The sequence below is a fragment of the Novosphingobium resinovorum genome (genome assembly GCF_001742225.1).
Taxonomy (GTDB): domain Bacteria; phylum Pseudomonadota; class Alphaproteobacteria; order Sphingomonadales; family Sphingomonadaceae; genus Novosphingobium; species Novosphingobium resinovorum_A.
The window spans coordinates 2566511-2591789 of record NZ_CP017075.1; the positions used below are offsets into that span (position 1 = coordinate 2566511).

The window sequence follows — 25279 nt, forward strand, 5'->3', positions numbered from 1 at the left end:
GAGGCCACCGTCCGGGATCCCACCGCCAAGGGGTCCCGCGGTGCCGGGGCCGTCGACCGAGCGGGTTCTGTAGTCGCACCCGTCCCGTTCGCCGGTGGCCCCGGAACTATTCGAAACGAAATTACTCAAAACGCTCTCCACGCGTCGGATAATTTCTTGATTCGGAGTCCGCAAAACGACACAAGCGCGTGGTACTTGGCGCAGGCCGCCGAGCGCCCCAAACGTGCTAGCGGCCGAAAAGTTTCCAGCCGGATCCTCCGTTTTTCACGGAGTACGTCCGGCCCGATCCGGGGTGACCGTTCCCGCAAACCGCTTTGGTGGGCTGCGGGAACGCGAAGCGGGGACAGGAGGGACGTGTCCCTCTCTCCTGTCCCCGCTTCGCATATCGCGTCTCGACTCTATTGCTGCGACAATCCTTCATCTCGAATTCGCGCGCCGCGCATGGCAAAGCAAAAGCCATGACCCTTCCCGAGATCCCCCGCCGACTCGGCATGCCGCTTGCCATGCAGATGGTCGCGATCCTGGTATGCGCATTGCTCGCGGCGCAGGCGGTGACCCTGGCGCTCACGGTCATCCTGCCGCCGCGCCCGGCCGAGCGCTGGAATATGGACGAAGTCGCGGGCGCGCTCGGCGGCGGCCCCGCCCCCAAGCGCCTCGAACGCAAAGCCATGAGCGGTCCGCCTGATGTCAGCGGGCAAGGTTGGCTGGTCTCGGAATCCTCGCGCGATGCACTGGCCCGGCGCATCGGCCAGCCCGCGAACGATGTGGTGCTCGCTTTCTACACCCAGCTTCCGGTCGGCGGCGTCGCCGTGCCGACGGGCGGCCGATCGCCCCTTGCCGTGAAATCTCCCGGTTCGGGCAGCCTGTCCTCGCTGCTGATCGATGAGGCCCATGCCCAGGCGATCCCGGGCGGGCCGCCTGCGGGTGGCTCGGCCGGTCCCGCAGGCCTTCCGGGCGGCGGTTTTCCCGGTGGCCGGATGCCGGGCGGCAACTTCCCCGGCGGCGGCTTTCCGGGCGGGGCTGGCCCGCGCGTGCCTGCACAGCCCGGCTCATCCATGCCCCGCCCCAATCTGCCCGGCGGGCAAATCGGCGGCGGCAAGGGCGGCATGGCCCCCGGGCAGACCGGCGGCACCCGCCCCGGTGCAGGAAATGTCCCGGGAAATGGAACGGGTGAAGGCGGACGCCCGATCGGCAGTCCGGGCGCCGCACGCGGAGCCGGCCCCTTCGCCCAGCCCGGCCTGACACCCGGTATCGGCTCCGCTCCGCCCAGTCCCGTCATTGCCATCGCGCCGCCGGTCGCCCAGCCGAGTCCGGCAGCCGAGCCGACCGAGGAGATCCGGCGCGCGCCAGGCCGCCCGGCCGCGAGGCCCACAGCGACCGCACCGGCCTCCACTCCGGCCATTCAACCCCAGCCTGCCGCTTCCACGCCCCCTGTCGCGGCAGCCGCCCCCTCGCCCAAGCCCGGCATGCAGGCACAGCCGATCCCCGCGCCGCAGCCCATCCCCTTCCGCCGTGCGACGAGCACGCTGTTCGATGTCGCCTCGCCCCCGTTCATCGAGGGGGACTTCGTAGCGGCCGCACGGCAGTCCGACGGGACTTGGCTGGCCGTGGCACCGCGCGCCGAGCCCTTCCCCAATGCCTGGCAGACCCGGGTGATGCTGTGGTTCGCACTGTCGCTGGCGATCGTCAGCCCGCTGGCCTGGCTGTTCGTGCGCCGTATCGTCGTGCCGCTGCGTGATTTTGCCCAAGCCGCCGAGCAGCTCGGCCGCGATCCTTCGGCGACCATCCTGCCGCTGTCCGGCCCGGCCGAGATCGGACGCGCGGCGAATGCCTTCAACCAGATGCGCCACCGCCTTCGAGCCTTCGTCGACGATCGCACCGCCATGGTCGGCGCGATCAGCCATGACTTGCGCACCCCCCTCACCCGGCTGCGCTTCCGCATCGAGGACGTGCCCGATGACCAGCGCGAGGGCCTGCTGAAGGAAGTGACCGAGATGGAAGCGATGATCAGCCAGGTCATTGCCTTCATCCGCGACGCCTCGACGCCCGGCCCGCGCCACCGGCTCGACTTCGCCGAACTCATCGCCGGGAGTGTCGCCGACTGGCAGTTGGTCGGCGCAAAGGTCGAGATCGAGCGCAATGCCCACATCCCAGTCGAGGTCGATCCGGTCGGCATCCGCCGCCTGCTCGGCAATCTGCTGGAAAACGCGGTCAAGTATGGCGACAGCGCCCGCGTGCGTGTCTCCCTCAGCGGCAACGAGGCCGTCGCGGAGATCGTCGATGGCGGCCCGGGTATCCCCGAGGATGAGTTCGATCGCGCCTTCGAACCGTTCTACCGCAGTGAAGCCGCGCGCAAGTCGGGTCGGAACGGCAGCGGGCTCGGCCTCGCGGTCTGCCGCTCGATCGCGCGGGCACACGGCGGCGACGTCTCCTTCGCGCACGGTCAGGATGGCTTCGTGGCGCGTGTGAGCGTGCCAGCCGCGTTCGTCCCGACCCTGCGCAAAGCCGCCTGAGCGGACGCCCGAACCATGCGCAGGCATTTCCACTCCCTTGGTGCGTCACTGCTGCTTTCGCTGCCTCTTCAGCCTGCCGCCGCGCAAGAAGCCGAAGAGGCAGCCGCAGCCGAAGCGACTACGATCGCCCCTTCTTCCAGCGATGCGGCGGCGGGGGCGGGGGCCGGCACCGCAACCGCGACCGGCCCCGTGCAAGTCGCTCCGCTGCGATGGACGGCGACAGCCTCCGGCGGCATCAGCGCCCGTGACGATGGACCGGATGGAAGCTGGCAGTCGCTCAGCCTGACGCGCACCGTCGGCCGCGGCTACCTGCGCGCCAGCGCCATGCGCTACCACGGCACGCTGCAACAGTCGGACCTCGCGCTGCCCTCGGACTATTACGTCGGGACACTCGGAGCGGGGGGAAACTTCGACAACTGGGTGGTCGACGGCTGGGTCAGCTTCGGCAGGCAGGATTACGGCCGGATCAGCACCTCGCTGGGCAGCCGCGCCAGTACCGGCGCAAAGGGCAGCGACTATTATGCCATCGGCGGCGATTTCGGCCGCGTGCTGCCGCTTGGGTCGCGCTTCTTTCTCACTCCGACCCTGGCCGCGTCGTTCGCGGACGGAAAGCTGCTGCGCCCGGCGCCCGATGCCCTTGGTCTGCGCGATCAGGAAACCGACGAACCGACCTGGTCGGCCAATGCCACGATGCGCGTCGACTATGCATTCGGCAGCAGCCGGGAGCACTACGCCGGCCTTTCCTTTTCGCGGAACTGGACCAGCAACGGCCTGTCCGCATTGAGGGTTCGACACAATCCCGACCCTGACGCGGAACTGCCGTTCCGGCTCGACAGCAAGCACTATGCCGACAGCTGGTTCGAGGTGGGCGCCACCACCAACATGAAACTGGGGCGCAATCTCTACCTCGACCTGTTCGCCACGCGCAGCTTCGGCGTGAAAGCCGGGAACGTCACGTCCGCAGGAGCGACCTTGCGCCGCTCGTTCTGATCGAACCGCTCAAAAAGTGGCCACAGGTTATCTTCTGATCCACTATTTTGCCTTAGCTAAGCGATTGCAATCGGACTGAAACGGACAGGCGGCAGAGCGCGCGAAATGATGACAGGACAAGTTTCGAAGGTGGCAGCATCAAGCGTGCTGGTGACCGGAGCCGCCGGCTTCATCGGCAGCGCCGTTGCCGAGGCGCTGATAAGCCGGGGCCAGCCGGTGATCGGCATCGACAACCTCAACACCTATTACCCGGTCTCTCTCAAGCGCGCGCGCCTCGACGGGCTCGCCGCGCGTCATGGCAACCTGTTCCATTTCCACGAACTCGACTTTGCGGATATGTCCGCGCTGACCGAGACACTGGCGCCCTTCACGTTCGACACCATCGTCCACCTCGGTGCACAGGCCGGTGTCCGGTACTCCCTGGAAAACCCGCAGGCTTACGTCGCCTCCAACCTTGCCGGGCACGTCAACATGCTGGAGATCGCCCGCGCCCGGCAGGTCGTTCACATGGTCTACGCCAGTTCAAGCTCGGTCTACGGCGGCAACACGAAGCTCCCCTTCGCCGTGGAAGACCGCGCGGACCATCCCGTCTCGCTCTACGCGGCGACCAAGAAGGCCGACGAACTGATGAGCGAGACATACGCCCATCTTTTCCGCCTGCCCCTTACCGGCCTGAGGTTTTTCACCGTCTACGGTCCCTGGGGCAGACCCGACATGGCCATGTGGAAGTTCGCCGAACGGATCCTCACGGACCGCCCGATCGACGTCTACAATCATGGCGAGATGAGCCGCGACTTTACCTACATCGACGACATCGTCGGCGGCGTCCTCGCCTGCCTCGATCGCCCGCCGGTCGACGACGGCGCGCAAAAGGCAGGCGGCAGCGTCAAGCCGCACGCGCTCTACAACATCGGCAACAACAAGTCCGAGCATCTGTTGCGCCTCATCGAAGTGCTGGAGGACGCCTGTGGCCGCAAGGCACAGCGCAACCTGCTGCCGATGCAGCCCGGCGACGTCCCCGCGACTTATGCCGACATCACCGCGCTGACCCGCGATACCGGCTATGCGCCGAGTACGCCGATTGAGACAGGCGTGCCGCGTTTTGTCGACTGGTTCCGGGGATATACTGGATTTTGAGACGGGGGCTTTCGCTTCCCCTTGGCGGGCGCACCATCTAAAAGGCGCTCCAATTCCCCTCCCAATGAGGTTCATATGAAGATTGCAATGGTGGGTTCAGGCTATGTCGGCCTCGTGTCTGGCGCCTGCTTCGCCGATTTCGGCCACGACGTCGTCTGCATCGACAAGGATCAGTCAAAGATCGACCGCCTCAACGACGGCGTGATGCCAATCTACGAACCCGGCCTCGGCGCACTCGTCGGCGGCAACGTCAAGGCAGGCCGCCTCTCCTTCACCACCGACCTTGCCGAAGGTATTCGCGGTGCAAGCGCGATCTTCATCGCGGTCGGCACGCCTTCGCGCCGGGGGGACGGCCATGCCGACCTCTCGTTCGTTCACACCGTTGCGCGTGAAATCGGGGAGCATCTTTCCAACGACGCGGTGGTCGTGACCAAGTCGACCGTGCCGGTCGGCACTGGCGACGAAGTCGAGCGCATCCTGGCAGACAGCGGTACGCAGCATCGCTTCGCCGTAGTCTCCAATCCCGAATTTCTCCGCGAAGGCGCCGCCATCGGCGACTTCAAGCGCCCCGACCGCATCGTCATCGGCGCTGAAGACGAGTTCGGCCGACAAATCATGCAGCAGGTCTATCGTCCGCTGTTCCTCAACGAATCGCCGATCCTGTTCACCTCGCGCCGCTCGGCCGAGATCATTAAATATGCCGCCAACGCCTTCCTTGCGACGAAGATCACGTTCATCAACGAGATTGCCGATTTGTGCGAAAAGGTCGGGGGTGACGTGCAGGATGTAGCGCGCGGCATCGGCCTCGATGGTCGCATCGGCAAGAAGTTCCTCCACGCCGGTCCGGGCTATGGCGGCTCGTGCTTCCCCAAGGACACGCTTGCGCTGCTCAAGACCGCCGAGGACCATGAAAGCCCGCTGCGAATCGTCGAAGCCGTGTCCAAGGTGAACGACAGTCGCAAGCGCGCGATGGGTCGCAAGGTCGTAGAAGCTCTGGGCGGGTCGGATGCAGCGCGCGGCAAGCGCGTCGCCATGCTCGGCCTGACGTTCAAGCCCAACACCGATGACATGCGCGATTCCCCTGCCATCGCCATCGCGCAGACCCTTGACGATGCCGGTATTAGCGTCTCCGCCTTCGATCCGGAAGGCATGGAACTGGCCCGTCCGCTAATGCCGAAAGTAGATATGGTTGGCGATCCCTACGCCGCCATCGAGGGCGCTGATGCGATCGTGATCGTCACCGAATGGGATGCCTTCCGCGCACTCGACCTCGATCGTGTCAAGGCTCTTGCCAAGGCTCCGGTGCTCGTCGATCTGAGGAACATCTACAAGGCACACGAGATGCGCAGCGCAGGCTTCGCCTACACGTCGATCGGGCGCCCCTGATAGACTGGTCGAGGATGATGGCCGGCGCTCGCATACACAGGCCCGGCCATCATCTTGCGAACCGGATGCTCACCAGATGATCGATAAGGCAGCCGCGATCAGCAGCCACAATCCTGCATTAAAAGCCATTATCACGGGCAAATCGAACGGCGGCACTTCGATATATGTATTGTGACTGTTGATCATCGCAGACCTGTTGTTCAGCGTCGCATGTGGCAACCTCTCAGGATTGAAACTGCGACCTGCCTACGAAGTTCCTGCAATTTAACACCAGGTTCAGGTTCCCGCGCTCTCGCGGATCATCGCGAAGCCATGCAGCAGGTGGTCGAGTTGACCGTCCGGCACCGGCGGAAACGCCAGCGCCGCGCCGCCCTGCCTGATTGCCGCGATCTGCCCGGCTACGTCCTCCAGACTCCATTCCTGTCGGAATATTCCCGCATTCTCCGCGATCCAGGCGCGCGCCAGACGGCCTCCCATGGCGACGTACATCTCGCCGGTCGCCTCGCATTGCTCATGACACAGGTAAGCGACCATCGGCGCCACCATCTCGGGCTCCATCGGCGGGAACCTGCTCGTGTCGATCCCATCGGACATGCGGGTGACTGCCGCCGGCACGATGAGATTGGAGCGCACGTTGTGGCGCTGCCCCTCGATCGCGGCCGTGTTCGACAAGCCCATGAGAGCCGCCTTGCACGCCGAATACGTGACATTGTCGGCCTTGCCGTAAAGTCCATTGATCGAACTGGTGAGGACGATCCGGCCGTAGCCCTGCGCCATCATGCGCGGAAATGCCTCGCGCATGACGTGGTAGGCGCCCTTCAGGTGCACATCGAGCACCGCGCTGAAATCCTCGTAGGCGAGGCTCGAGAGCGAGCCGCGCCGCACGTTGCCCGCCGAGTGGATCAGGATGTCGATCCGCCCGAAGGCATCCAGCGCGGTATCGATGATCGCCTTGCCCCCTTCACGCGTCGCGACGCTGTCGAGGCTGGCCACGGCTTCTCCGCCAGCCGCGCGGATTTCCGCGACGAGCGCCTCCGCAGGCCCTTCGCCGGTGGCGTCGCCTGCCATCGAGACACCCGGATCGTTGACGACGACCTTGCATCCCCGGCTCGCCAGCAGCAGTGCATGAGCGCGGCCGAGACCCCGGCCACCTCCGGTTATCACTGCGACGCGATCGTCGAAACGCAATTCGGCCATGGCCTGTCCTCTCCTCAATTGCGCCAAGCTTACCGGCGCGCTGCCGTCAGGCAACGACTCCGGCACCGCGCAGCATCGCGATCCGCTCGGGCGATAGATCGAGCACTTCGGCCAGGATCGCATCGGTATGCTGGCCCAGCACCGGAGGTGCCTCGGGCACCGGCTGCTCGGCGTCAGTGAATCGGATGGACCGATTGACGATGGGAATGGCCCCCAGGACGGCGTGCTCGGTCTCGACGACCATGCCGCGCGCCTGCGCCTGGGGCTGCGCCAGAGCCTCGCTCACGCCCAGGATCGGGGCGTGCGGCACCTCGTGCGCGGTGAAGATCGCCCCCAGTTCATCGACGGAGTGGCACGAGGTGAAATCCGCGACGATCGCGTTGACCTCCTCGCGGGAGTCGCGGCGCTTTTCCAGCGTGTCATAGCGCGGGTCCTCGGCCAGTTCCTCGCGTCCGATCGCGCGGCAGATGCGTGCCCAGAAGCCGGAGGTCAGGCAGGCGATCACGATAGAGCCCTCCCGCGCCGGGAATATCCCGTACGGCACGAGGTTGGGATGCTGCGAGCCCACCCGCTGCGGGTCCGACCCGGTGAAGAAGGCGAGCTGCGCAATGTAGCCGAGCATGCCCATCAGGCCATCCATCAGGCTGATGTCGATATGACGCCCCAGCCCGGTGCGTTCCCGCTCATAGAGCGCGGACAGTACGCCGATCGGCCCGTTGATCCCGCCAACGAGATCGCCGAGCGGAATGCCCATCTTGGTCGGCAGCCCACCCGCCTCGCCATTCATCGACAGTGCGCCGGACATCGCCTGAAGCACGATATCGAAGCTGGGCCGGTCCCGCAGCGGCCCGGTTTGACCATAGCCCGAGATCGAGCAGTAAATCAGGCGCGGGTTGATCGCATGCAGTTCCTCCCACCCGAGCCCCAGCCGCTCCATCACGCCCGGCCGGTAGTTCTCCACCAGCACGTCGCAGCGCATGGCGAGGTCCTTGACCAGGGCTAGGCCCTCCTCGGTCTTGAGATCGACCACGATCGATTTCTTGCCGCGATTGACCGCGAGGTAATAATGGCTCTCGCCCTCGCGCATCGGCGGAAAGGTGCGGGTCTCGTCGCCGGTTCCGGGCGGCTCGATCTTGAACACTTCGGCGCCGAGGTCGGCCAGCGCGAGGCTCGCCGCGGGACCGGCCAGGACACGGGTGAAGTCGATCACCCGCACGCCCGCCAGCGGACCGGGCCAGGAAGGGCCTGCGTCCGCGCTCACGTCAGGTTTTCCCGGAAGAAGCGCACGATCGCCTCGACCGCATCACGCCCCTCGGGCAGATCGAGCTGGTAGTGGTAGCAGTGCCCCATGCCCTCGCCGACGATCAGGCTGGAGCGCACGCCGGCCTTGAGCAGCTGCGAATGCGTGAAGATCGCGGGGCTGAGGTCCATTGCCCGGGTGCCGGTGATGATCAGTGCCGGCGGGAAGTGCGCCAGGATATCGGGATGCCAGCCCGGCCAGGCGCTCGGATCACGCGCATCGCAGCCCGCGAAGTAACCATATGTGATGTCCACGGGCGCGCTTCCGTCGGCCGGAGGCGGCGGAAACGAGGCATCGGTATAACCGGTGACGTAAGCCGATTCCCCGGTACCGAAGGGAACCCCGCCCGCCCCGAACACCCCGATCGCGCCGACTTGCGGCAGGTCGTGGGCGACAAGCCAGGCAGCGGCCTGCGCGGTGAGCGCCCCGCCTGCCGATCCGCCGTAGATGCCGATGCGGCCCGGGGCATAGTCCTCCAGCAGCGCCCGGTAGACGGCAGCGACATCCTCGACGCCCGCCGGATGGCGATGCTCGGGCGCCATACGGTAATTGACGCTGATGACACGGATGCGGCCGAGCGAGGCAATCGGGATGGCCTCGACAAGCGCGACGCCGTCCCAGCCGACGCAGAAGGCACCGCCGTGAAGGTTGATGAGAACGCGGTGCGGGTCGTGCCCGCCCTCGGCGGGCGTCACGTCGAGCACTTCCACGCCGCCTATCACCGAACGTACGATGCTGACCGGGAACGCAGCGCGAAGTCGTTCGATCTGCGGCGCCATATAGGCATTGATCTGCGCGCGCCGGGCCGCGATGTCACCATCCTCCCCGGCGGCGTCGAAGGCAGGCATCTCGGCCCGCAGCCGCTGCATCGCCGCCGCCTGCGCGCTGACGAGATCGGAGACCGGCAGGGTGAAGCCCGGCACCTCGACGCTGCCGTCGGGAAGAAACGCCGGCATCGCGCGCGTCGTGGTATCCATGGCCTCTCCAGTTCCGCCGGCGTTTCGCCTTCGCGGGATGTCCGCCGCCGAGACTAGGCCCGGCGGCGGACAAGATCACCCCTCCATCACGCCTTGGAGGGCAATTCCGCCACGGCGGTGCCGAAGGCCGACAGTTCGCCGCGGTGGGTCGTCGCCTTCTGCGCCACTTCGACGTACTTCTTGCCGTTCTCCTCGAACTTGCGGGTCACTTCGCCGGTGATGACCATCGCGTCGCCGTCCGGGTTGTGGCGGCGGATCTGGCAGCTCGACTTGTGCAGGAAGCCGTCGTCGCCGATCCAGTCGGTCATGTGGTGGGTCAGCCACGAGCAGCGCTCCGGGCCGTAGTCGTAGGCGCCCGGCGCCCCGACCTCGAGCGCGAAGGCTTCGTCCCAGTGTACGCGCTCGGGGCAGTCGGGCACGTTGAAGCGGTTGCGGATGCCGAGGCCGGGATGCGCCTTCTGCATCTTGTAGGCCAGCTTGTTGGCGCGGATGTAGAGGCCGCCCCAGCCTTGTGCGTAGCAGATGAAGCCGGTGACGGTCATCGGGCCCTTCATCATCGGCGGCAGCTTGTCGCCGACATTCACGTCCTCGAAGTAGCGGGGCACCGCGCCGCGCTGCTCTTCCTGGTCGTAGATCTCGTAGAACTCGTCGAGCTGTTCCTGGGTGAAGGGCTCCACGCGGCCGCGCGCCTCGGTGTACTTGGTGCCGCGCTCGCGCGCCTCGTCACGGTCGGTGCGGAACACCCAGCTGTCCGCGCCCGCGACGTGGTCGCCGTGCTGGTTGTAGAAGTCGACGTGGTAGATCTGCTGGAACGAGCGGCCCGCGAACTTGGTCTGGTGCTCGACCAGATCCTTCAGGTACGCCTCGACCCTGATGGTGTCGTTGCGCAGCACCGGCTTGTGCCAGGTCCAGTCGGCCCCCGCCCACATCGCGTGGACACCCGAGAGACCACCGCAATAGCCCGATATGATACGGCTGGTGGTGAAGAGGAACGAAGGCAGCGCGACGAGCGAGCCGTACTTGGTCTTCGCGGCGTATTCCGGGTCGCACCACAACGGATTGTCGTCGCCGATGCCGTGGGCATAGTGGCGGATGGCGTCGCGAGTGGCCTCGTAGTTCCATGGCTCGACGGTGTTCTCGATTTTTACGCCGATGCGCTGGCGCAGGTCGTCGAGCCCCTCCTCGGTGATCTTGGGGAACTTGTTCTTCGGTTCTGCTGTGGTGGCCATTTCTCTGCTCTCCTGGATGTCTCAGCCGACCGCTTCGGCGTCTTTCGCGGCTTCACGGTCGCGCAGCATCTTGCGGTGGACCTTGCCTGCGGGGTTCTTGGGAAGCTCGTCGACGAACTCGACGAGACGCGGAAATTCATGCTGGGCGAGGCGTTCGCGGGTGAAGTCCTGAAGCTCGCGCACAAAGGCGTCGTCGGCGGCGCGGTTCGAGACGACGAAGGCCTTCACCACCTGCCCGCGCTGCTCGTCGGGCACGCCGATTACGCCGCATTCGAGGACGTCGTCGTGGCGCAGCATGGTGTTCTCGATCTCGACTGCGCTCATCGTCCAGCCGGCCGAAATGATGACGTCGTCGGCGCGGCCGCAATGGTAGAAATAGCCGTCCGCGTCGGTCTTCGCGCGGTCCTTGGTGGTCATCCAGGTGCCGGCTCGCCACAGCATCAGCTCGCCGATCTCACCGGGATCGCAGACCGAGCCGTCCGGGCGCTGGACTTCCAGCCGCTGCCCCGGCACCGCCTTGCCGAGCGCGCCGGGCTTGACCGGGAAGTCTTCCGCGCCGGGGTAGTTCACCAGCACCACGCCGATCTCGGTGGTGCCGTACATCGAGCAGGCCGGCACCTTGAACCACTGGTCGATCCACTCCAGCGTCGCCGGATCGATCGGCTCTCCGGTGAACGACAGCTTGTCGAAGCGGAACGTGAAGTCCGCCGCCCGGCCGCTGTTCTTCATCATGCGGTAGTGCGTCGCGGCCGCCGACATGTTGGTGATACCAAAGTCGTCCAGTGCTCGCATCAGCCGCACCGGGTCGAAGCGGCCGGCGAACGTCCCCGTCGTCACCCCCAGCGCCAGCGGGGCGAGTGTTCCGTGCCACAGGCCATGCCCCCAAGCCGGGCTCGAGGGACAGAAGAATGCGTCCCCGGGCCGGATGCCGGTGCCGTAGAGCGCGGCGAACATCAGCGTCACCAGCGTGCGGTGCGAGTGCTTCACCGCCTCGGGCAATTCGCGCGTCGTACCGCTGGTGTACTGGAACACGGCCATGTCATTGGCGCGTGTTCTGGGCTCGTAGCTGGTTGGAAGATCCCCAAGCGAGGCGAGAAAAGCCTCGTCCGCCACGATCACCTTTGGCTTTCCGTCTGCCGCGACCGAGCGTGCAAGCTCCGCTTTTTCGGCATTCGTGACCAGAATCTCGGGCTCGCAGTCGCCGATGCGCAAACGCAGCGCGTCGGGCCCGAACAGGGTGAACAGCGGAACCGAGATCGCCCCGGTCTGCATCGCCCCGAACAGGCACACGTAGAAGGGGAGCGAGGGCTCGAGCATGAAGGCGATCCGCTCGCCGGGCCGCACGCCTTGCGCATCGAGCCAGTGCGCGAACTGCGCCGCGCCCTTCGCGATCGTGTCGAAGCTCAGGACTTCGTCCGCGCCATCGGCATGGGCGATCCGCACCGCGTCGCGCTCCGAACCGTCGGCATGGCGGGTCACGCATTCATGCGCGATGTTGAAGTACTCTCGGTCGCCGTCGAACAACTCCCACAGCGCCGCCGACGAAGCATGGGCCTGTGCATCAGCATAGCGCGTGTAGTCGGTCAGCCCTGAAATCATTTTGGCCATCAACCGTCCTGTCCCCTGGCTCATTTCCGCCGGGTCGAATCGCCGCGACGAAGGTTGTCCTTGTGTTCAGCACTGCTGCCACAACGGCCTTGTTTTTGTAAATATTGAATGTTATTCTATATATTGAATGAAAAGCGGTATTGATACAGCTAATACCAGCAAGGCCCCAGCCATCGCCCGGGCGGCAGCGGTGCTGCGCCTGCTGGGCAAGCATGGTGCGCCTCTCGGCGTTCAGGCGATCGCCCGTGAACTCGGCCTCGTACCCAGCACGTGTCTGTATGTGCTGCGCGCCCTGGTGACAGAGGATCTGGTGGCCTTCGATGCCGACACCAAACGCTATTCTCTCGATGCCGGCGTGCTGACACTGGCTCGTGCCTGGTTGCGCAAGGATCAGTTCAACGACCTTGCCCAGCCCGCTCTGGACCGCATCGCCCGCGAGTTCGGTACGACAGCCATGGGGGTCCAGGTCTTCGGCCTGGACCACATCATCGTCACAGCGATGTCGCAATCGGGCCAGAACTTCCAGCTCTCGACGCAAGTCGGCAGCCGTTTCCCGGCGTTGGTGTCAGCAACCGGACGATGCATCGCCGCTTTCGGAGGGTACCCGCAAAGCGAACTGAAACCGCGATTTGATCAGCTGCGCTGGGACGAGCCACCAAGCTGGGAAGACTGGCTTGCGCAGGTAGACGACGCGCGCGTTTCAGGTGTCGCGGTGGATGCAGGGCACTACCTGTCAGGGGTCACGGTGGTAGCCGCGCCTGTATGGAAGGGGGGCAGACCCAGCCATGCGCTTGTGGCGATAGGGATCGGCGCAGCCTTACGCATCGAACTGCCGCGGCTGAAGGAGGTCCTCAAGGCTGCGGCCAGCGCGCTCAGCGGGCAGATCGCAGCCTAAGCAGCAGCAGCCTAGTCAGCAATTGAGCCAGCCGGCCCGCGTGTTGTCACCGCTGACCTCGCGAATCGGCAGGGATCGGTGGTGACCTTGGCCCTCGACAGATATCGGCTGCCTCCGACTTGCGAAAACGCACAGGGCGCACTCGACCACAAAGGGTTCACGTAAGAAATCACGAAGGGACATCTGTACCTTGACGCCTGGAGCGACAGATGTTCGAACCTGCTCGTGACTGACGATTCCCCCAATTCCGCCGCCAAGTCCCCTCCGCCAGTAACCAGGGCAGAGGCCCGCGCGGATGAAGCGGCGGCTATCCGCCGCCGCTGGATTACGCTGGGCGAAGTACTTACGGTGATCGCGGTCACCATCTCCGGCTTGACCTTGTGGAACAGCTGGAGCCAGCGCAGCGAGACTGAAGCCGGAAAGAACGCCGATGCCCGGCGCGCTTCCACCAAGGCGGCGATGCTCACTCTTGTGGCAGCCCGGACGAATGAGGACGAACTGGTCCTGAAGCCCGCATCGCCCGAGCAATCGGTTCAGAGCCAGAGTATCGCCTTTCCCAGCGCACTCGCTCTTGCTGCCGCGGAAACCACGGGAGAACCTAGGATTGAGGCGCGATGGTTTGAAAACGCGCTCAAGAAGGCCCGCAGCCGAGCCAGACTGCCTGACAGCAGCCGCGGTGACGAGAAGCTGCCAGTCCTCGTCACTACCCGTTTCCTGGCTGACGGCAAACTCCGTGAGGAGTTGGCGATCTACGACATCGGTTACAGCATCGCGGGTCGCTGGCTGGGCGGCCACAGCATCACGCTGCGCGGCGTCTCACTGGTGGCCCGCACCCGCAAGTCTGCAGGAAAGAGCCTGCTCGATGCACGCTGGAAAGCGGTTCTGGCACAAGCAGCAATCTGAAACACAGGGATTTTTTCCGACCTTGCACTCGTTGCCAGCGCATGAGGTGCCTGCGGCGCGGCGCTGTGGGGGTATATCCGTTTCTGATGCATGCCTGACGGCTCGCGTAATGAGGCTGCCAATCCTCGCGCGTTGGCAGCCCAGTCCTCCCGTCTTGCGACTGTCGCATTCCACCGGCATTGCGAGGGCATAAGCACGGGTTGCCGCGCGTGAGGCTCTCGTCTGCGCATATTCGCTGGAAATGCGCGGAGCTTTCGCGTCTGGAGCGCCCGCTCACACCGAGCTTCAGGAGACCGTTTCCCAATGTTGCGCAAACTGGCCCGGCTTTGGGCGTTATTCCTTCTCGCCCTGATCGCCTCGCAGGCCCAGGCGCAGCTGCTGCCGACGCCCAAGGCCGAGGAATCCAAGACGACAGGGACGGACGCGGCCACAGCCACTCCGGCACCCGCCGCCGCGCCCCCGACCGATCCGTTAGGGCGCGAGACGCCGCGCGATGCCGTGTCGGGGCTGCTCGCGGCGTTGGCAGAGCGAGACTATCCTTTGGCCGCCAACTATTTCGAGGCCCGCTCCAACGGGGAGCAACTCGCGAAGGAGATGCAGGCGGTGCTCGACGCGGGCGGATCGCTGTTGCCGTTCGGGGCGCTGTCGAACGATCCGGCGGGCGTCCTCGACGACGGGCTCAAGCCCGCGCAGGAGCGCGTAGGCGACCTTGGCGATGCGGCCAAGACACCGATCCTGCTGACGCACGGCACCAACCGCTCCGGCGCGCGAATCTGGCGCATCGCCCGCGAGACGAGCGCGGCCGCCCATACGCTGCAACCTAAAACGAAGCAGGCCGTGGATGCCGGGCCGGAGATCGCCGGCGCTTCGCTGGAGGACTGGGTGCGCCTGCTGGGTATCGCCGCGCTGGTGTTTCTCGGCTTCCAGCTGGTCAACGCAGGGCTGCTCTTCACGATGGGGCGAATCATCGCCGACAAGGAGAACAGCCGCGTCTACCGCCTGACCCAGGCGGCGATGCCGCCGCTCAGCCTGTTCTTCGCCACCGTGGTCTTCACCTTCTGGGCCGGGTCGATGCCGGTCTCGATCGTCGCGCGGCAACTGCTGCTGCGCTATATCGGAATCTTCGCCTGGGTGGCGCTGGCCTGGTTCCTGTTCCGCATGGTCGATTCCGTCTCGGCCCTGCTGATCAGCCGCATGGCCGGGCAGGAGCGGCGGCAGGCGGTTTCGGTCGTCACGCTGATCCGGCGCGCGGCCAAGATCCTGCTGCTGTTCATCGCCATGGTCGCGGTGCTCGATACCTTCGGGATCGACGTGACGACGGGCGTGGCGGCGCTGGGCATCGGCGGCATCGCGCTGGCGCTGGGTGCACAGAAGACGGTCGAGAACCTCGTCGGCTCGGTCACCCTGATCGCCGACAAGCCGGTGCAGGTGGGCGACTTCTGCAAGGTCGGCGACGTCACCGGCACGGTCGAGGACATCGGCATCCGCTCCACCCGCATCCGCACGCTGGAGCGCACCGTCGTCACCATCCCCAATGGCGATTTCTCCTCGCGCCAGATCGAGAACTACGCGCAGCGCGACCGCTTTCTGTTCAATCCGACGATCGGGGTGGAATACGGCATCGGCTCGGCCAAGCTGCTGGAGGCGGTGGAGCTGATCGAGGAAGTCCTGAACGCGCACGACCGGATCATCAAGCCCGGCGCCCGCGCGCGGTTCAAGGCCTTCGGCGCCAGTTCGCTGGACATCGAGGTATTCTCGTACATCGAGGCGGCTACCTTCGACGAGAGCCTGGTGATCCGGCAGGACCTGCTGCTGCTGATCTTTGCCGCGCTGGAGCAGGCCGAGGTCGGCATCGCCTTCCCCACCAGCACCGTCCACCTCACCCCGCACAAGGCGCCGACGACGCGGCCCGCCTCGCTCGACATCGATCCCGCGCCGCAGCGGGGAGCGTGAATCTCCACCCTGCGGAGCAAGCCGGACGGAGGATTTATCAACGCCTTATTGCCGAGGCGCGGCTTTTAAGATCGATTGCATAGTATAGTGTCGGAGATTGCGGGTCACTGGTGAATATTGCGTTTACCATCGGCAAGCAGGGGCGACCTTACTTCTCGGGTCAGGGGCAGCGGGCCGAAGCAATTCGGTGCGGTACTTTGAGAGCGCGGATGGCGGATAATTCAAGTTGGGGCCTGGGTGACGGCAGCACCCGGACTTCCGCGGCGCAGCAGGAATACTGGTTTTCGCTCAGGCTCCGGGTCGATGCACCCGCGCAGCTATGGCAGGCGGCCGCCTTGCGCTGCCTCAGCCAGTCCGACCTGACGCAGGACGAGGTCGAGGACCTGATCGGCCCGATCGAGGACCCCTCTATCGCCGACTGTCTGATGATGCTCGCCTTGCCCGAGCGCATTCCCGGCTGCACTCGGCTCGACACTACCCTGCAGCAGAGCGCGGCGGGAGAGCCTGCAGCCGTGCGCGAACGCAGCGACGCGATGGATTGAGATAGTCCTCCCTGTCACGAAGCGATGGGGAGGGGGACCGCCGACACAGTCGGTGGCGGAGGGGGAAGAACCCCTCCGTCAGCCCTGCGGGCTGCCACCTCCCCATTCCTGCGGAACAGGGAGGATGCCCTCACTCCTTCGTCGAGGTCGAAGGCGCCGTCAGCGCCACCAGCCCCGTCGCGGACAGGCGGATGCCGTTGACACCCAGCATGATGCTGGTCCCGTCGGTCACCACGTCGTCCACCACGCCCACCGAGTTGATCGTGGTCGGCAATGTCGATCCGTTCGCGGCCTGCGCGTTGATCGAAAGGGTATAGGCGCCCGCCGCGGCCTTGGTGCCGTCGGTCTGAGTGCCGTCCCACTTGTAGGTGCCCTGGGTCTCGCTGGGGTCGAGGGTAACGGTGGCCACGGTGCCGCCCAGCGCGTCCTTGATCGTCGCGGTGACGGTGGAGGGAGTGCCGTCGACATAGTAGGTCCACTTGGCGGGATTGTCGCCCAGCCCCGCCACCGCGCTGTCGAAGCGCGCCTCGCGGCCGATGTAGCTCGATGCCTGCGCCATCTGCTGCGACAGGAGCTGGCCGAGGATGTCGTCGAGCTTGCCGGTCTGCTGGATCGACTGTTCCACCTGCGAATACTGCACCAGCTGTTGCGTGTACTCCGAGGTGTTCATCGGATCGAGCGGGTCCTGGTTCGTCATCTGCGTGGTCAGCAGCTTGAGGAACAGGTTGTAGTCGGCCAGCAGGCTGGTCGAGGCGGCGGCGGTCTTGCTGGTGGTGCCGGAAGTGCCCGAGGAGGCGGAGGCGGAGGCAGTGTCGGTAACGGTCGTCATTGTCGTGCTGCCTTATGCCATGAGATCGAGATTGCCGCTGCCGCGCAGCGACCGCAGGATGGGGGCGGCCTCTTCCTGCGCGCCGGTGAACTCGGCGGCCGCGCCTTGCGGACGGGTGGACGGGCGATGCTGGCCCGTCCCGTTGCCGAAGCCGCCGCCGCCGTTGGCCGAAGTGTCGAAGCGCAGCGACTGGGCATCGGCGCGTACGCCCGCATCGCTGAGCGCACGGTCGAGGTGAGTGCTCTCGCGGCGCAGCAGGTCGAGCGCGGCGGGCTGGTCGGCGGAGACCACGGCGCGCAGGGTGCCGTCCTCGTCGAAGCCCATGCGCACGTCGATACGGCCCATCTCGCGCGGGTCGAGGCGGATCAGCAGCGCGTCGCGCAGGCCGTCCGGCCCGCCATCGAGAGCCCGCGCGATGGCGACGCCGACGTCCGCGCCTAAGCGGCCCTCACGCACGGTCACGCTGGCCTCGGCGGCTGCCGGGCGCGCGGTGTCGTAAGGGAGCGCGGCCGGATGGCGCGTGGTCGCGGCGTCCAGCGTCTGGGTGAACAGCGGGGCGGAGACGCGAGCCTCGGACACGGGCGTCGCGGTGTCCTCAGCGGCTTGCGGCGCGGCGTGGGCGACGGGCGCGGCGGGACGCGGCCCTTCGGGTTGGGGCGCGGCGGTTGTCGGCGCCGGGTCGGCGGGCGTCGTCGGAGCGGGGGCCATCGCCGCGATGACGGGCGTTCCGGGCGCCGGGGCAGAGGCAGAGGCAGAGGCAGAGGCAGAGGACGGCGCCGGACTGGCCGTCGCGGTGGTCTTGCGCTTTGCCGGACGGGCCGCGTCGATGGCGGCCTCCGGCTGCGCAGCCTCTTCGGCCTGCGTCGCCTCGGCCAGTGTGACCGGCGCGAGAGTTTCCGGGTCTGCGAGGCCCGGTTCGGCGGCCACCACCATGACCTCTGCGGGAGTGGTCGCGGGTGCCTGCGCCTTGGAGGTATCCACCGCCGTCTCGGATGTCGGGTCTGCCGGTGACGATGCGATCGGAAGCGGCGGCGTCGCCACCGGAGTTGACGCGGTCGCAGGAATGGCTGGTGCCTCGGTCCCGGCGCGCGGCGGAACCGGCTCGGCGGGAGCGACGGGTGTTTCGGTCGCCGCCGGGGGGGCAGGTGTGACGACCGGCTCGGCCGGGACCTGCTGCGTCGCGACAGTCACCGCCGCGACTTGCGGCGCGATCCGGCCGGAAAGCGGGAGGGCCTGCTCCGCGACCGGCGGCCCCTCGCCCGCCTGCGCAGCTTCGTCGATCTTCGCCCCGGCACTCGCCCCCACGCTTTCAAGCGCGGCGAGGAAAGCGCCGGTTTCCGCATGCCCGACGCTCGGCACAGGCGTGCCCGGAGCGGCAAGGGTCGGGAAGAAAGTCGTCACGGGAACGGGCATCGGTTCATCATAGGACGCTCGCGCACCGGACGGTCGCGGGTGCGATCTTATGCGCGGGGCTGATCGATGAGTGGCCCTTCAATAAATCAAAATAATGCCATATAATGATCGATAGAAAGGTATCCCATCGATCATGCGCTGGAACTGGCAGCTTCCCGACTGGCCCGACTTCACCTTCGACCCGGCGTCCCTGAGCGCGGTCGAGGCGCGGTTCCTCAAGGGATCGGGCGTCGTCGTCGGGGCCATGCATCACCTCGACGGCGAGGCCCGTCAAGGCGTCGTGATCGAACTGATCGCGCAGGAGATGGTGGAAAGCTCCGCCATCGAGGGCGAAGTGCTGGACCGCGCCAGCGTCCAGTCGTCGATCGCGCGGCAACTCGGCTTCGTCGCCGACCGGCGCCGCTCCAGCCCGGCCGAGGCGGGCGCGGCCGAGTTGATGGCCGACCTCTACCGCCGCTATGCCGACCCGCTGGACGACGCGGTGCTGTTCGACTGGCACCGGATGCTGATGAACGGCCGCCGCGATCTGGCTGAGATCGGCGGCTATCGCACCCATGCCGATCCGATGCAGATCGTCTCGGGCGCCCTGCACGCGCCGCGCGTCCACTTCGAGGCGCCGCCGTCGGACCGCGTGCCCGCAGAGATGGCGCGCTTCATCGCCTGGTTCAACGCGAGCGGGCCGAAAGGGGGCACGCCGCTGCCCGCCATCACCCGCGCAGCCGTCGCGCACTTGTGGTTCGAGACGATCCATCCGTTCGAGGATGGCAACGGCCGCCTCGGCCGCGCGATCGCGGAAAAGGCACTGGCGCAGAGCCTGGAGGCACCGACGCTGAGCGCGCTTGCCGCCACCATCAACCGGCGCCGAAAAGCCTATTACGCGGAGCTGCAGCGCGCCAGCCAGAGCAACCGGATCGATGCGTGGATGGACTGGTTTGCCGATACCGTGCTGGAAGCGCAAGGCCGCACGATCGCCAGCATCCGCTTCCTGATCGAGAAAACCCGTCTGCTCGACCGCCTGAAGGGCGCGATCAACCCGCGTCAGGAAAAGGCGCTGATCCGCATGATGGCCGAGGGGCCGGACGGTTTCGCGGGGGGCCTGAGCGCGCACAACTATCGCACGATCACCGACGCCGCCTCCGCCACCGCGACGCGCGATCTGGCCGAGCTGGTCGAACTGGGCGCGCTGGAGCGGGTGGGGGAGCGGCGCTATGCGCGCTATCATCTGAAGATTGCGAGCGGCGACGGCGATGGAGGAGTGTGATCGGATCAATCACTCCACCCTCGTCATTGCGAGCGCAGCGAAGCAATCCAGGGCGGCTTGAGACTGCCCTGGATTGCTTCGCTGCGCTCGCAATGACGAAGGGGGCGCCAAGCACGGCGGGCTGTGATCGCACACAACCCCGTCATCCCAGTGAAGGCTGGGACCGCTGGCCGTGAACAGCCCACCTCGCGGCGGCGCGCTTTCACGAGAGTTCGCGTCTAAAGACCGATAGCGGTCCCAGCCTTCGCTGGGATGACGGGGTTGATTTGCCCCATCCGTGTCAGCCCCTACCCGATCGCGCCCAGACTGCGCAGGCGCGCCCTCGGGTGGATCTCGTTCTGCGAGAGCACCACCGTCGCCGGCCGCACCCGCTCGATGATCGAGCGCACGAAAGGCCGCAGGCTCGGGCTCGTCAGCAGGCACGGGATTTCTCCCTGCCCGGCGAGGCGGTCGTACGTTTCGCGCACCGAGGCGATGAAGGCCTGCAGCTGCGAGGGCGCCATGGCGAGGTGGCGGTCGTCGCCCTGCCCGATGATCGCCTCGGAGAATGCCTCGTCCCACACCGCGCCGAGCGCGACGATGGGGATCGTGCCGTCCAGCGTGTGCTGCGCCGAGATCTGCCGGGCAAGCCGCGCGCGAACATGCTCGGTGACTTGCGTGAGGTTGGCGGTGATGGCGCTCGCCTCGGCCACGCCTTCGAGGATCGTGGGCATGTCGCGGATCGAGACGCCCTCGGCCAGCAGGTTCTGCAGCACCCGCTGCACGCCCGAGACCGAGATGCGCGAGGGCACGATGTCGGCGATCAGCTTGGCCGAATCCTTGTGGACCTCGTCGAGCAGCTTCTGCGTCTCGGCATAGGAAAGAAGATCGGCGATGTTGTCCTTGACGATCTCGGTCAGGTGGGTGGTGACGACAGTGCCGCAGTCCACCACCGTCAGGCCGCGGAAGCCCGCCTCCTGCCGCAGTTCGCGGTCGATCCATTGGGCGGGCAGCTTGAACACCGGTTCTTGCGTGGCCTCGCCCGAGAGGCCGGTCTCGCCGCCCCCGGCATTGATGACGAGCAGCTTGCCGATGCGCAGTTCGCCGCGCGCGGTCTCGGTTTCCTTGACGTAGACGACGTATTCGTTCGCCTGCAGCGCCATGTTGTCGATGATGCGGACCGAGGGCAGGACGAAGCCGTAGTCGGTCGCCATCTGGCGGCGCAGCGCGCGGACCTGATCGTCGAGGCGCGGCTCGGCGCTGGCGTCGTTGATCAGCGGGAGCAGGCCATAGCCGAGCTCGATGCGCAGCGCGTCGATCGCAAGGGTTCGGGCGATCGGCTCCTCGGCCTGCGCGGCCTTCTGGCGGGCCTGAGCGGCGGCCTCCTCGACGCGGGCGGCGGCCACCGCCCCTTCCGCCTTCTTGGTCATCGTCCACGCGAGCCATCCGCATAGCCCGCCGAGGATCGCGAAGGGCAGGAACGGCAGGCCGGGCATCAGCGCCAGCATGCCCATCAGCGCGCCCGCGATGCCGAACGCCTTGGGATAACGGCCCAGCTGGTCGCCCAGCGCCGCGCCCGTCTTGCCGACGACGCCGCCCTTGGACACCAGCAGGCCCGCCGCCGTCGAGACGATCAGCGCCGGAATCTGGCTGACGAGGCCGTCGCCCACCGTGAGGATGGTGTAGGTCGTGAACGCCTGCCCGAACGGCACGCCGTGGATCGCGACGCCGACGATCAGCCCGACGACGATGTTGATCGCGGTGATCAGCAGAGCGGCGACCGCATCGCCCTTCACGAACTTCGAGGCACCGTCCATGGCGCCGTAGAAGCCGCTCTCCTGCTCGATCTCGGAACGGCGTTCGCGGGCGACGTCCTCGGTGATGGTGCCGGCGTTGAGGTCGGCGTCGATCGCCATCTGCTTGCCCGGCATCGCATCGAGGCTGAAGCGCGCCGCCACTTCGGCGATGCGGCCCGCGCCCTTGGTGATGACCACGAAGTTGATGACGATCAGGATCGCGAAGATGGTGAGGCCGATGACGGTCTCGCCGCCCATCAGGAACTCGCCGAAGGCCGCGATCACCCCGCCCGCCGCCTGATGCCCCTCATGCCCGTGGCCGAGGATCAGGCGGGTGGAGGCAAGGTTCAGGCCGAGCCGCAGCATCGTCGTGATGAGCAGGATCGTCGGGAAGCTGGAAAGCTGCAGCGGCTTCTCGATGAACAGCGCCGTCATCAGGATGAGGACAGAAGCCGTGATCGAGAGCGCGAGGCCCATGTCGAGCATCCACGCCGGCATCGGCAGGATGAGCATCGCGATGATCGCGCCCACGCCCAGCGCCAGCGCAAGATCGCGCCCCGGTCCGAGGCGGACTAGGAACTGCGTGACCTGCGGGGGAAGCGCGGACTTGGTGGGCGCGGTGGCCATTACCGGTGCTCTATCGCGAGCCCGCTGCATGGGCGGGAAACGAGGGTGCTGTAACCATTTTCCGTCATCCCCGCGAAGGCGGGGACCCAGCTGATGTTCGTGCGACAGGCACCGGCATCAGATGGGTTCCCGCCTTCGCGGGAATGACGGGGGTGAGAGTGAAGTCCGGTACGCTCCAGATTGCCGCGGCCCGGCGACGAAGCATTTATCCTTCCCCCGTCATTGCGAGCGTAGCGAAGCAATCCAGGGCAGCATGAAACCGCGCTGGATTGCTTCGCTACGCTCGCAATGACGAAGGAGAGAGCCATCACGCGCCCGCCGCCATCTCGGCCCGCACCACGCCTGCAAGTGCAGGTGGCACCGCCATCCCGTCCGCCTGGAACGTGCGCAGCTTGTTGCGCATGGTCCGCACCGAAATGCCCAGCATCGCCGCCGCCGCGCTGCGGTTGCCGCCGCAGTGGCGCAGGGTCTGGAGGATCAGCTCGCGCTCGACGTCGGCGATGTTCTGTCCGACGAGGCCGGAAACCGAGGCCGTCACCGAACCCTCAGACCGCCCGCCGCGCAGCCGCGCCAGCACGTCCTTGAGGTTCACCGCAAGGTCCACCACCACCATGTCGGCTTCCGACCCGGTCCAGCCCCCGGAGGTCCAGCCTTCAAAGGCCGCAGGCGCGGATTCCACGCCGATGCGGGTGGCCGAGCCGCGCACCATCTCGTTGGCAAGACCCACCGCGTCGCCCAGTTCGCCGACCAGCATCAGCCGGGTGGCATCATGATCGCGCGATCCCATCATGCTTCCTTGCGGACGATTTCGGTCAGCGTGACGCCCAGCGTGGCGTCGATCAGCACGACTTCGCCGCGCGCGATGATGCGGTTGTTGACGAAGATGTCGACCGGCTCGCCGACGCGGCGGTCCAGCTCCACGACCATGCCGGGCTTGAGCCGCAGCAGGTCGCCGATGTCCATCTTCGATCGGCCGAGCACCGCCTGCACTTTCACCGGCACGTCGAACACGGCGTGCAGGTCGTCGGGCGTCGGCGGCGTGGAGGGACGCGGCGGCAGCGCGGTTTCGCCGCTCAGGACCGGGGCCGGTTCCTCAGGCAGATGCGCCGGGGTCAGCTGGTGCCGGGTGTCGAGCTCGTCGCTCATCGGATACCTTTCAGGTGTTCATCCACTGGCGGATGACGGAGGCGGATTCCGCCGGGTTGGAAGCGATGGTGTCGCCGATGCGCTTGATCGCGGAGAGCTTCACTCGCCCATCGACATGGGCGAGCGCCACTTCCTGATCGAGCAGCGGGGTATCGTCCGCAGCCCCGCCCATCGGTTCAAGCTGCGCCATCGAGACGCTGCCCGCGGGCTGGCGGCGGTCCTCGCCCTCGGGCAAGTCCCCCGAGGGAGGCGGCAGCAGCGCGGGCGCGTTCTGGCGGCGCAGCATGCGGATGGCGAAGAGGACGATCCCGCCCACCAGCACGATCTTCAGCACGTCTAGGATGCGATCGACGGTCAGGCCGAACGGCAGGCCGCCGTCGATGCCGTCCACGTCCTGCGCGGCGAAGGGCATGTTCTCCACCACCACGCTGTCGCCGCGATCGCTGTCGAAGCCGACGGCGTTCTCGACGAGGCGCTGCAGGCGGTCGAGCTGCGGCTGCGGCATGCCCTTCTCGCCGCCGTCCACCATGACCGCCACGGTCAGGCGCTTGACCTGCCCCGGCGTGCGCACGGCGACCTTCTGGACGCGGCTGTTCTGGTACGTGGTGTCCTCGGAGGTCTCGTTCTGCGCGGCGTTGCGGCTGTCGCCATTGGCGCCGTTCTGCGCGGCGGCCGCGTTCTCGGGCAGCTGGGTGGCGACACTCGCGCCTTGCGCGCCGGGGGTCTTTTCGGTGCTCTGGTTGCTGGATTCGACGCTGACCTGGTGTTGGATAACCTGCTTGTCGGGGTCGAAGGTCTCGGATTCCTCACGCACCTGGTCGCGTTCGAGAACGGCGGACACTTCGGCGCGGACTTTGCCGTGGCCGACGATCGGCTCCACCATGGTCTCGATCTGGTCGCGCAGACGCGCTTCGACGGCGGCCTGCCGCTCCTCGATGTCGCCGGAACTGCCCTGCCCTTCGCCCGCCCGCGCCAGCAGCGCGCCGGTCTGGTCCACCACCGACACCGCCTCGGGCGAGAGGTCGGGCACCGCCGAGGACACCAGATAGCGGATCGCCTGAACCGCCTCGGCCGGAAGCCGCCCGGTGGTCTTGACCGTGACCGAGGCGCTGGCCTTGCGCGGCTCAGTTTCGAACATCGCCCGCTCGGGCATGACGACGTGGACGCGGGCGCTGCTGACACGGTCGAGGCTTTCGATCGAACGGGTCAGTTCACCCTCGATCGCGCGCGTCTCGTTCAGCTTCGCGCGCGAGGAGGAGATACCGAAGGGCTCCTCCTGGTCGAGCACTTCGTAGCCGATCTTGCCGCCCAGCTGCTCGGAGGCCATCGCCATGCGCAGTTCGGGCAGCTTGTCGGCAGGCGCGAGGATCGCGGTTCCGTCGGCCGAAAGCTGGAAGGGCACGCCCTGCCCCTTGAGCTTTTCGGTGATGGTCGATGCGGCCGAGGGATCGAGGTCGGTATAGAGATAGCCCATCGCGCTGTCGGGCGTACGCGTGGCCATCCAGCCAAGGCCGAGCAGCAGCGCCAGCGCGACGCCGCCCATCATCGCGGCGCGGCGCACGCCAATCTGCCCGATGAAATTGCGCAACGCTTCCAAG

General features: G+C 66.7%; 20 protein-coding genes. 9 read left to right on the forward strand and 11 right to left on the reverse strand.

Translation table 11 applies throughout. The features are described from left to right. Nucleotides 1–458 precede the first annotated feature (458 nt). The 4 genes from BES08_RS34495 to BES08_RS12045 all read left to right on the forward strand — a co-directional run bounded on the left by BES08_RS34495 (nucleotide 459) and on the right by BES08_RS12045 (nucleotide 6026). On the forward strand, nucleotides 459–2513 hold the full coding sequence (locus BES08_RS34495; RefSeq protein ID WP_069709235.1) for an ATP-binding protein: 2055 nt from the start codon (nucleotides 459–461) through the stop codon (nucleotides 2511–2513). Between the two features lie 15 nt (nucleotides 2514–2528). Beyond that, nucleotides 2529–3503 (forward strand): autotransporter outer membrane beta-barrel domain-containing protein, encoded by a 975-nt coding sequence (locus BES08_RS12035; protein WP_069708428.1) that lies wholly within the window; start codon nucleotides 2529–2531, stop codon nucleotides 3501–3503. Nucleotides 3504–3608: 105 nt separating this feature from the next. After that, complete coding sequence (locus tag BES08_RS12040) at nucleotides 3609–4640, forward strand: NAD-dependent epimerase/dehydratase family protein (RefSeq protein ID WP_069708429.1); 1032 nt, start codon at nucleotides 3609–3611, stop codon at nucleotides 4638–4640. 75 nt (nucleotides 4641–4715) lie between these two features. Then, entirely contained in the window at nucleotides 4716–6026 is a 1311-nt protein-coding gene (locus BES08_RS12045) for a UDP-glucose dehydrogenase family protein (RefSeq protein WP_069708430.1), read from the forward strand. Between the two features lie 276 nt (nucleotides 6027–6302). Here BES08_RS12045 and BES08_RS12050 read toward each other — a convergent pair whose 3' ends face one another. The 5 genes from BES08_RS12050 to BES08_RS12070 all read right to left on the reverse strand — a co-directional run bounded on the left by BES08_RS12050 (nucleotide 6303) and on the right by BES08_RS12070 (nucleotide 12337). Continuing rightward, nucleotides 6303–7223: an SDR family NAD(P)-dependent oxidoreductase gene (locus BES08_RS12050; protein ID WP_069708431.1), complete on the reverse strand. Its 921-nt coding sequence runs from the start codon at nucleotides 7221–7223 to the stop codon at nucleotides 6303–6305. Between the two features lie 46 nt (nucleotides 7224–7269). Beyond that, nucleotides 7270–8484, reverse strand: coding sequence for a CaiB/BaiF CoA transferase family protein (locus BES08_RS12055; RefSeq protein ID WP_069708432.1), 1215 nt, complete (start codon nucleotides 8482–8484; stop codon nucleotides 7270–7272). After that, the gene (locus BES08_RS12060) at nucleotides 8481–9500 is read right to left on the reverse strand and encodes an alpha/beta hydrolase (RefSeq protein WP_069708433.1); all 1020 of its coding nucleotides are present in this window, start codon (nucleotides 9498–9500) and stop codon (nucleotides 8481–8483) included. The genes BES08_RS12055 and BES08_RS12060 overlap by 4 nt, the downstream gene beginning before the upstream one ends. 86 nt (nucleotides 9501–9586) lie before the next feature. Further along, on the reverse strand, nucleotides 9587–10729 hold the full coding sequence (locus BES08_RS12065) for an FAS1-like dehydratase domain-containing protein (RefSeq protein ID WP_069708434.1): 1143 nt from the start codon (nucleotides 10727–10729) through the stop codon (nucleotides 9587–9589). A 21-nt stretch (nucleotides 10730–10750) separates the two neighbouring features. After that, nucleotides 10751–12337 carry an acetate--CoA ligase gene (locus BES08_RS12070; protein WP_083274664.1) on the reverse strand — a complete coding sequence of 529 codons (1587 nt, stop codon included), beginning with the start codon at nucleotides 12335–12337 and terminating at the stop codon, nucleotides 10751–10753. Nucleotides 12338–12464: 127 nt separating this feature from the next. On the opposite strand from BES08_RS12070, the gene BES08_RS12075 reads away from it, so the two are divergent. From BES08_RS12075 to BES08_RS12090, 4 genes are all read left to right on the forward strand, one after another. After that, nucleotides 12465–13232 carry an IclR family transcriptional regulator gene (locus BES08_RS12075; RefSeq protein WP_069708435.1) on the forward strand — a complete coding sequence of 256 codons (768 nt, stop codon included), beginning with the start codon at nucleotides 12465–12467 and terminating at the stop codon, nucleotides 13230–13232. Nucleotides 13233–13457: 225 nt separating this feature from the next. Next, nucleotides 13458–14135, forward strand: coding sequence for a hypothetical protein (locus BES08_RS12080; protein ID WP_069708436.1), 678 nt, complete (start codon nucleotides 13458–13460; stop codon nucleotides 14133–14135). A gap of 303 nt (nucleotides 14136–14438) precedes the next feature. Continuing rightward, entirely contained in the window at nucleotides 14439–16088 is a 1650-nt protein-coding gene (locus tag BES08_RS12085; RefSeq protein ID WP_069708437.1) for a mechanosensitive ion channel family protein, read from the forward strand. A 209-nt stretch (nucleotides 16089–16297) separates the two neighbouring features. Further along, nucleotides 16298–16630 carry a hypothetical protein gene (locus BES08_RS12090; RefSeq protein ID WP_156799856.1) on the forward strand — a complete coding sequence of 111 codons (333 nt, stop codon included), beginning with the start codon at nucleotides 16298–16300 and terminating at the stop codon, nucleotides 16628–16630. Nucleotides 16631–16760: 130 nt separating this feature from the next. Here BES08_RS12090 and BES08_RS12095 read toward each other — a convergent pair whose 3' ends face one another. Continuing rightward, nucleotides 16761–17459 (reverse strand): flagellar hook assembly protein FlgD, encoded by a 699-nt coding sequence (locus BES08_RS12095; protein WP_008831926.1) that lies wholly within the window; start codon nucleotides 17457–17459, stop codon nucleotides 16761–16763. Between the two features lie 12 nt (nucleotides 17460–17471). Then, complete coding sequence (locus tag BES08_RS12100; RefSeq protein ID WP_069708439.1) at nucleotides 17472–18872, reverse strand: flagellar hook-length control protein FliK; 1401 nt, start codon at nucleotides 18870–18872, stop codon at nucleotides 17472–17474. Nucleotides 18873–19005: 133 nt separating this feature from the next. On the opposite strand from BES08_RS12100, the gene BES08_RS12105 reads away from it, so the two are divergent. Further along, a complete protein-coding gene (locus tag BES08_RS12105) occupies nucleotides 19006–20133 on the forward strand; it encodes a Fic family protein (RefSeq protein ID WP_069708440.1) in 1128 nt (375 codons plus the stop codon). Between the two features lie 287 nt (nucleotides 20134–20420). Here the strand turns inward: BES08_RS12105 and flhA are convergent, their stop codons facing one another. From flhA to fliF, 4 genes are all read right to left on the reverse strand, one after another. After that, complete coding sequence (flhA, locus tag BES08_RS12110) at nucleotides 20421–22535, reverse strand: flagellar biosynthesis protein FlhA (RefSeq protein ID WP_069708441.1); 2115 nt, start codon at nucleotides 22533–22535, stop codon at nucleotides 20421–20423. 307 nt (nucleotides 22536–22842) lie between these two features. Further along, a complete protein-coding gene (locus BES08_RS12115; protein ID WP_069708442.1) occupies nucleotides 22843–23322 on the reverse strand; it encodes a helix-turn-helix domain-containing protein in 480 nt (159 codons plus the stop codon). Beyond that, nucleotides 23322–23681 carry a flagellar motor switch protein FliN gene (gene fliN / locus BES08_RS12120; RefSeq protein WP_008831931.1) on the reverse strand — a complete coding sequence of 120 codons (360 nt, stop codon included), beginning with the start codon at nucleotides 23679–23681 and terminating at the stop codon, nucleotides 23322–23324. The genes BES08_RS12115 and fliN overlap by 1 nt, the downstream gene beginning before the upstream one ends. Before the next feature lie 10 nt (nucleotides 23682–23691). Further along, nucleotides 23692–25278 carry a flagellar basal-body MS-ring/collar protein FliF gene (fliF, locus tag BES08_RS12125; RefSeq protein ID WP_069708443.1) on the reverse strand — a complete coding sequence of 529 codons (1587 nt, stop codon included), beginning with the start codon at nucleotides 25276–25278 and terminating at the stop codon, nucleotides 23692–23694. Between the last annotated feature and the right edge of the window lies 1 nt (nucleotide 25279).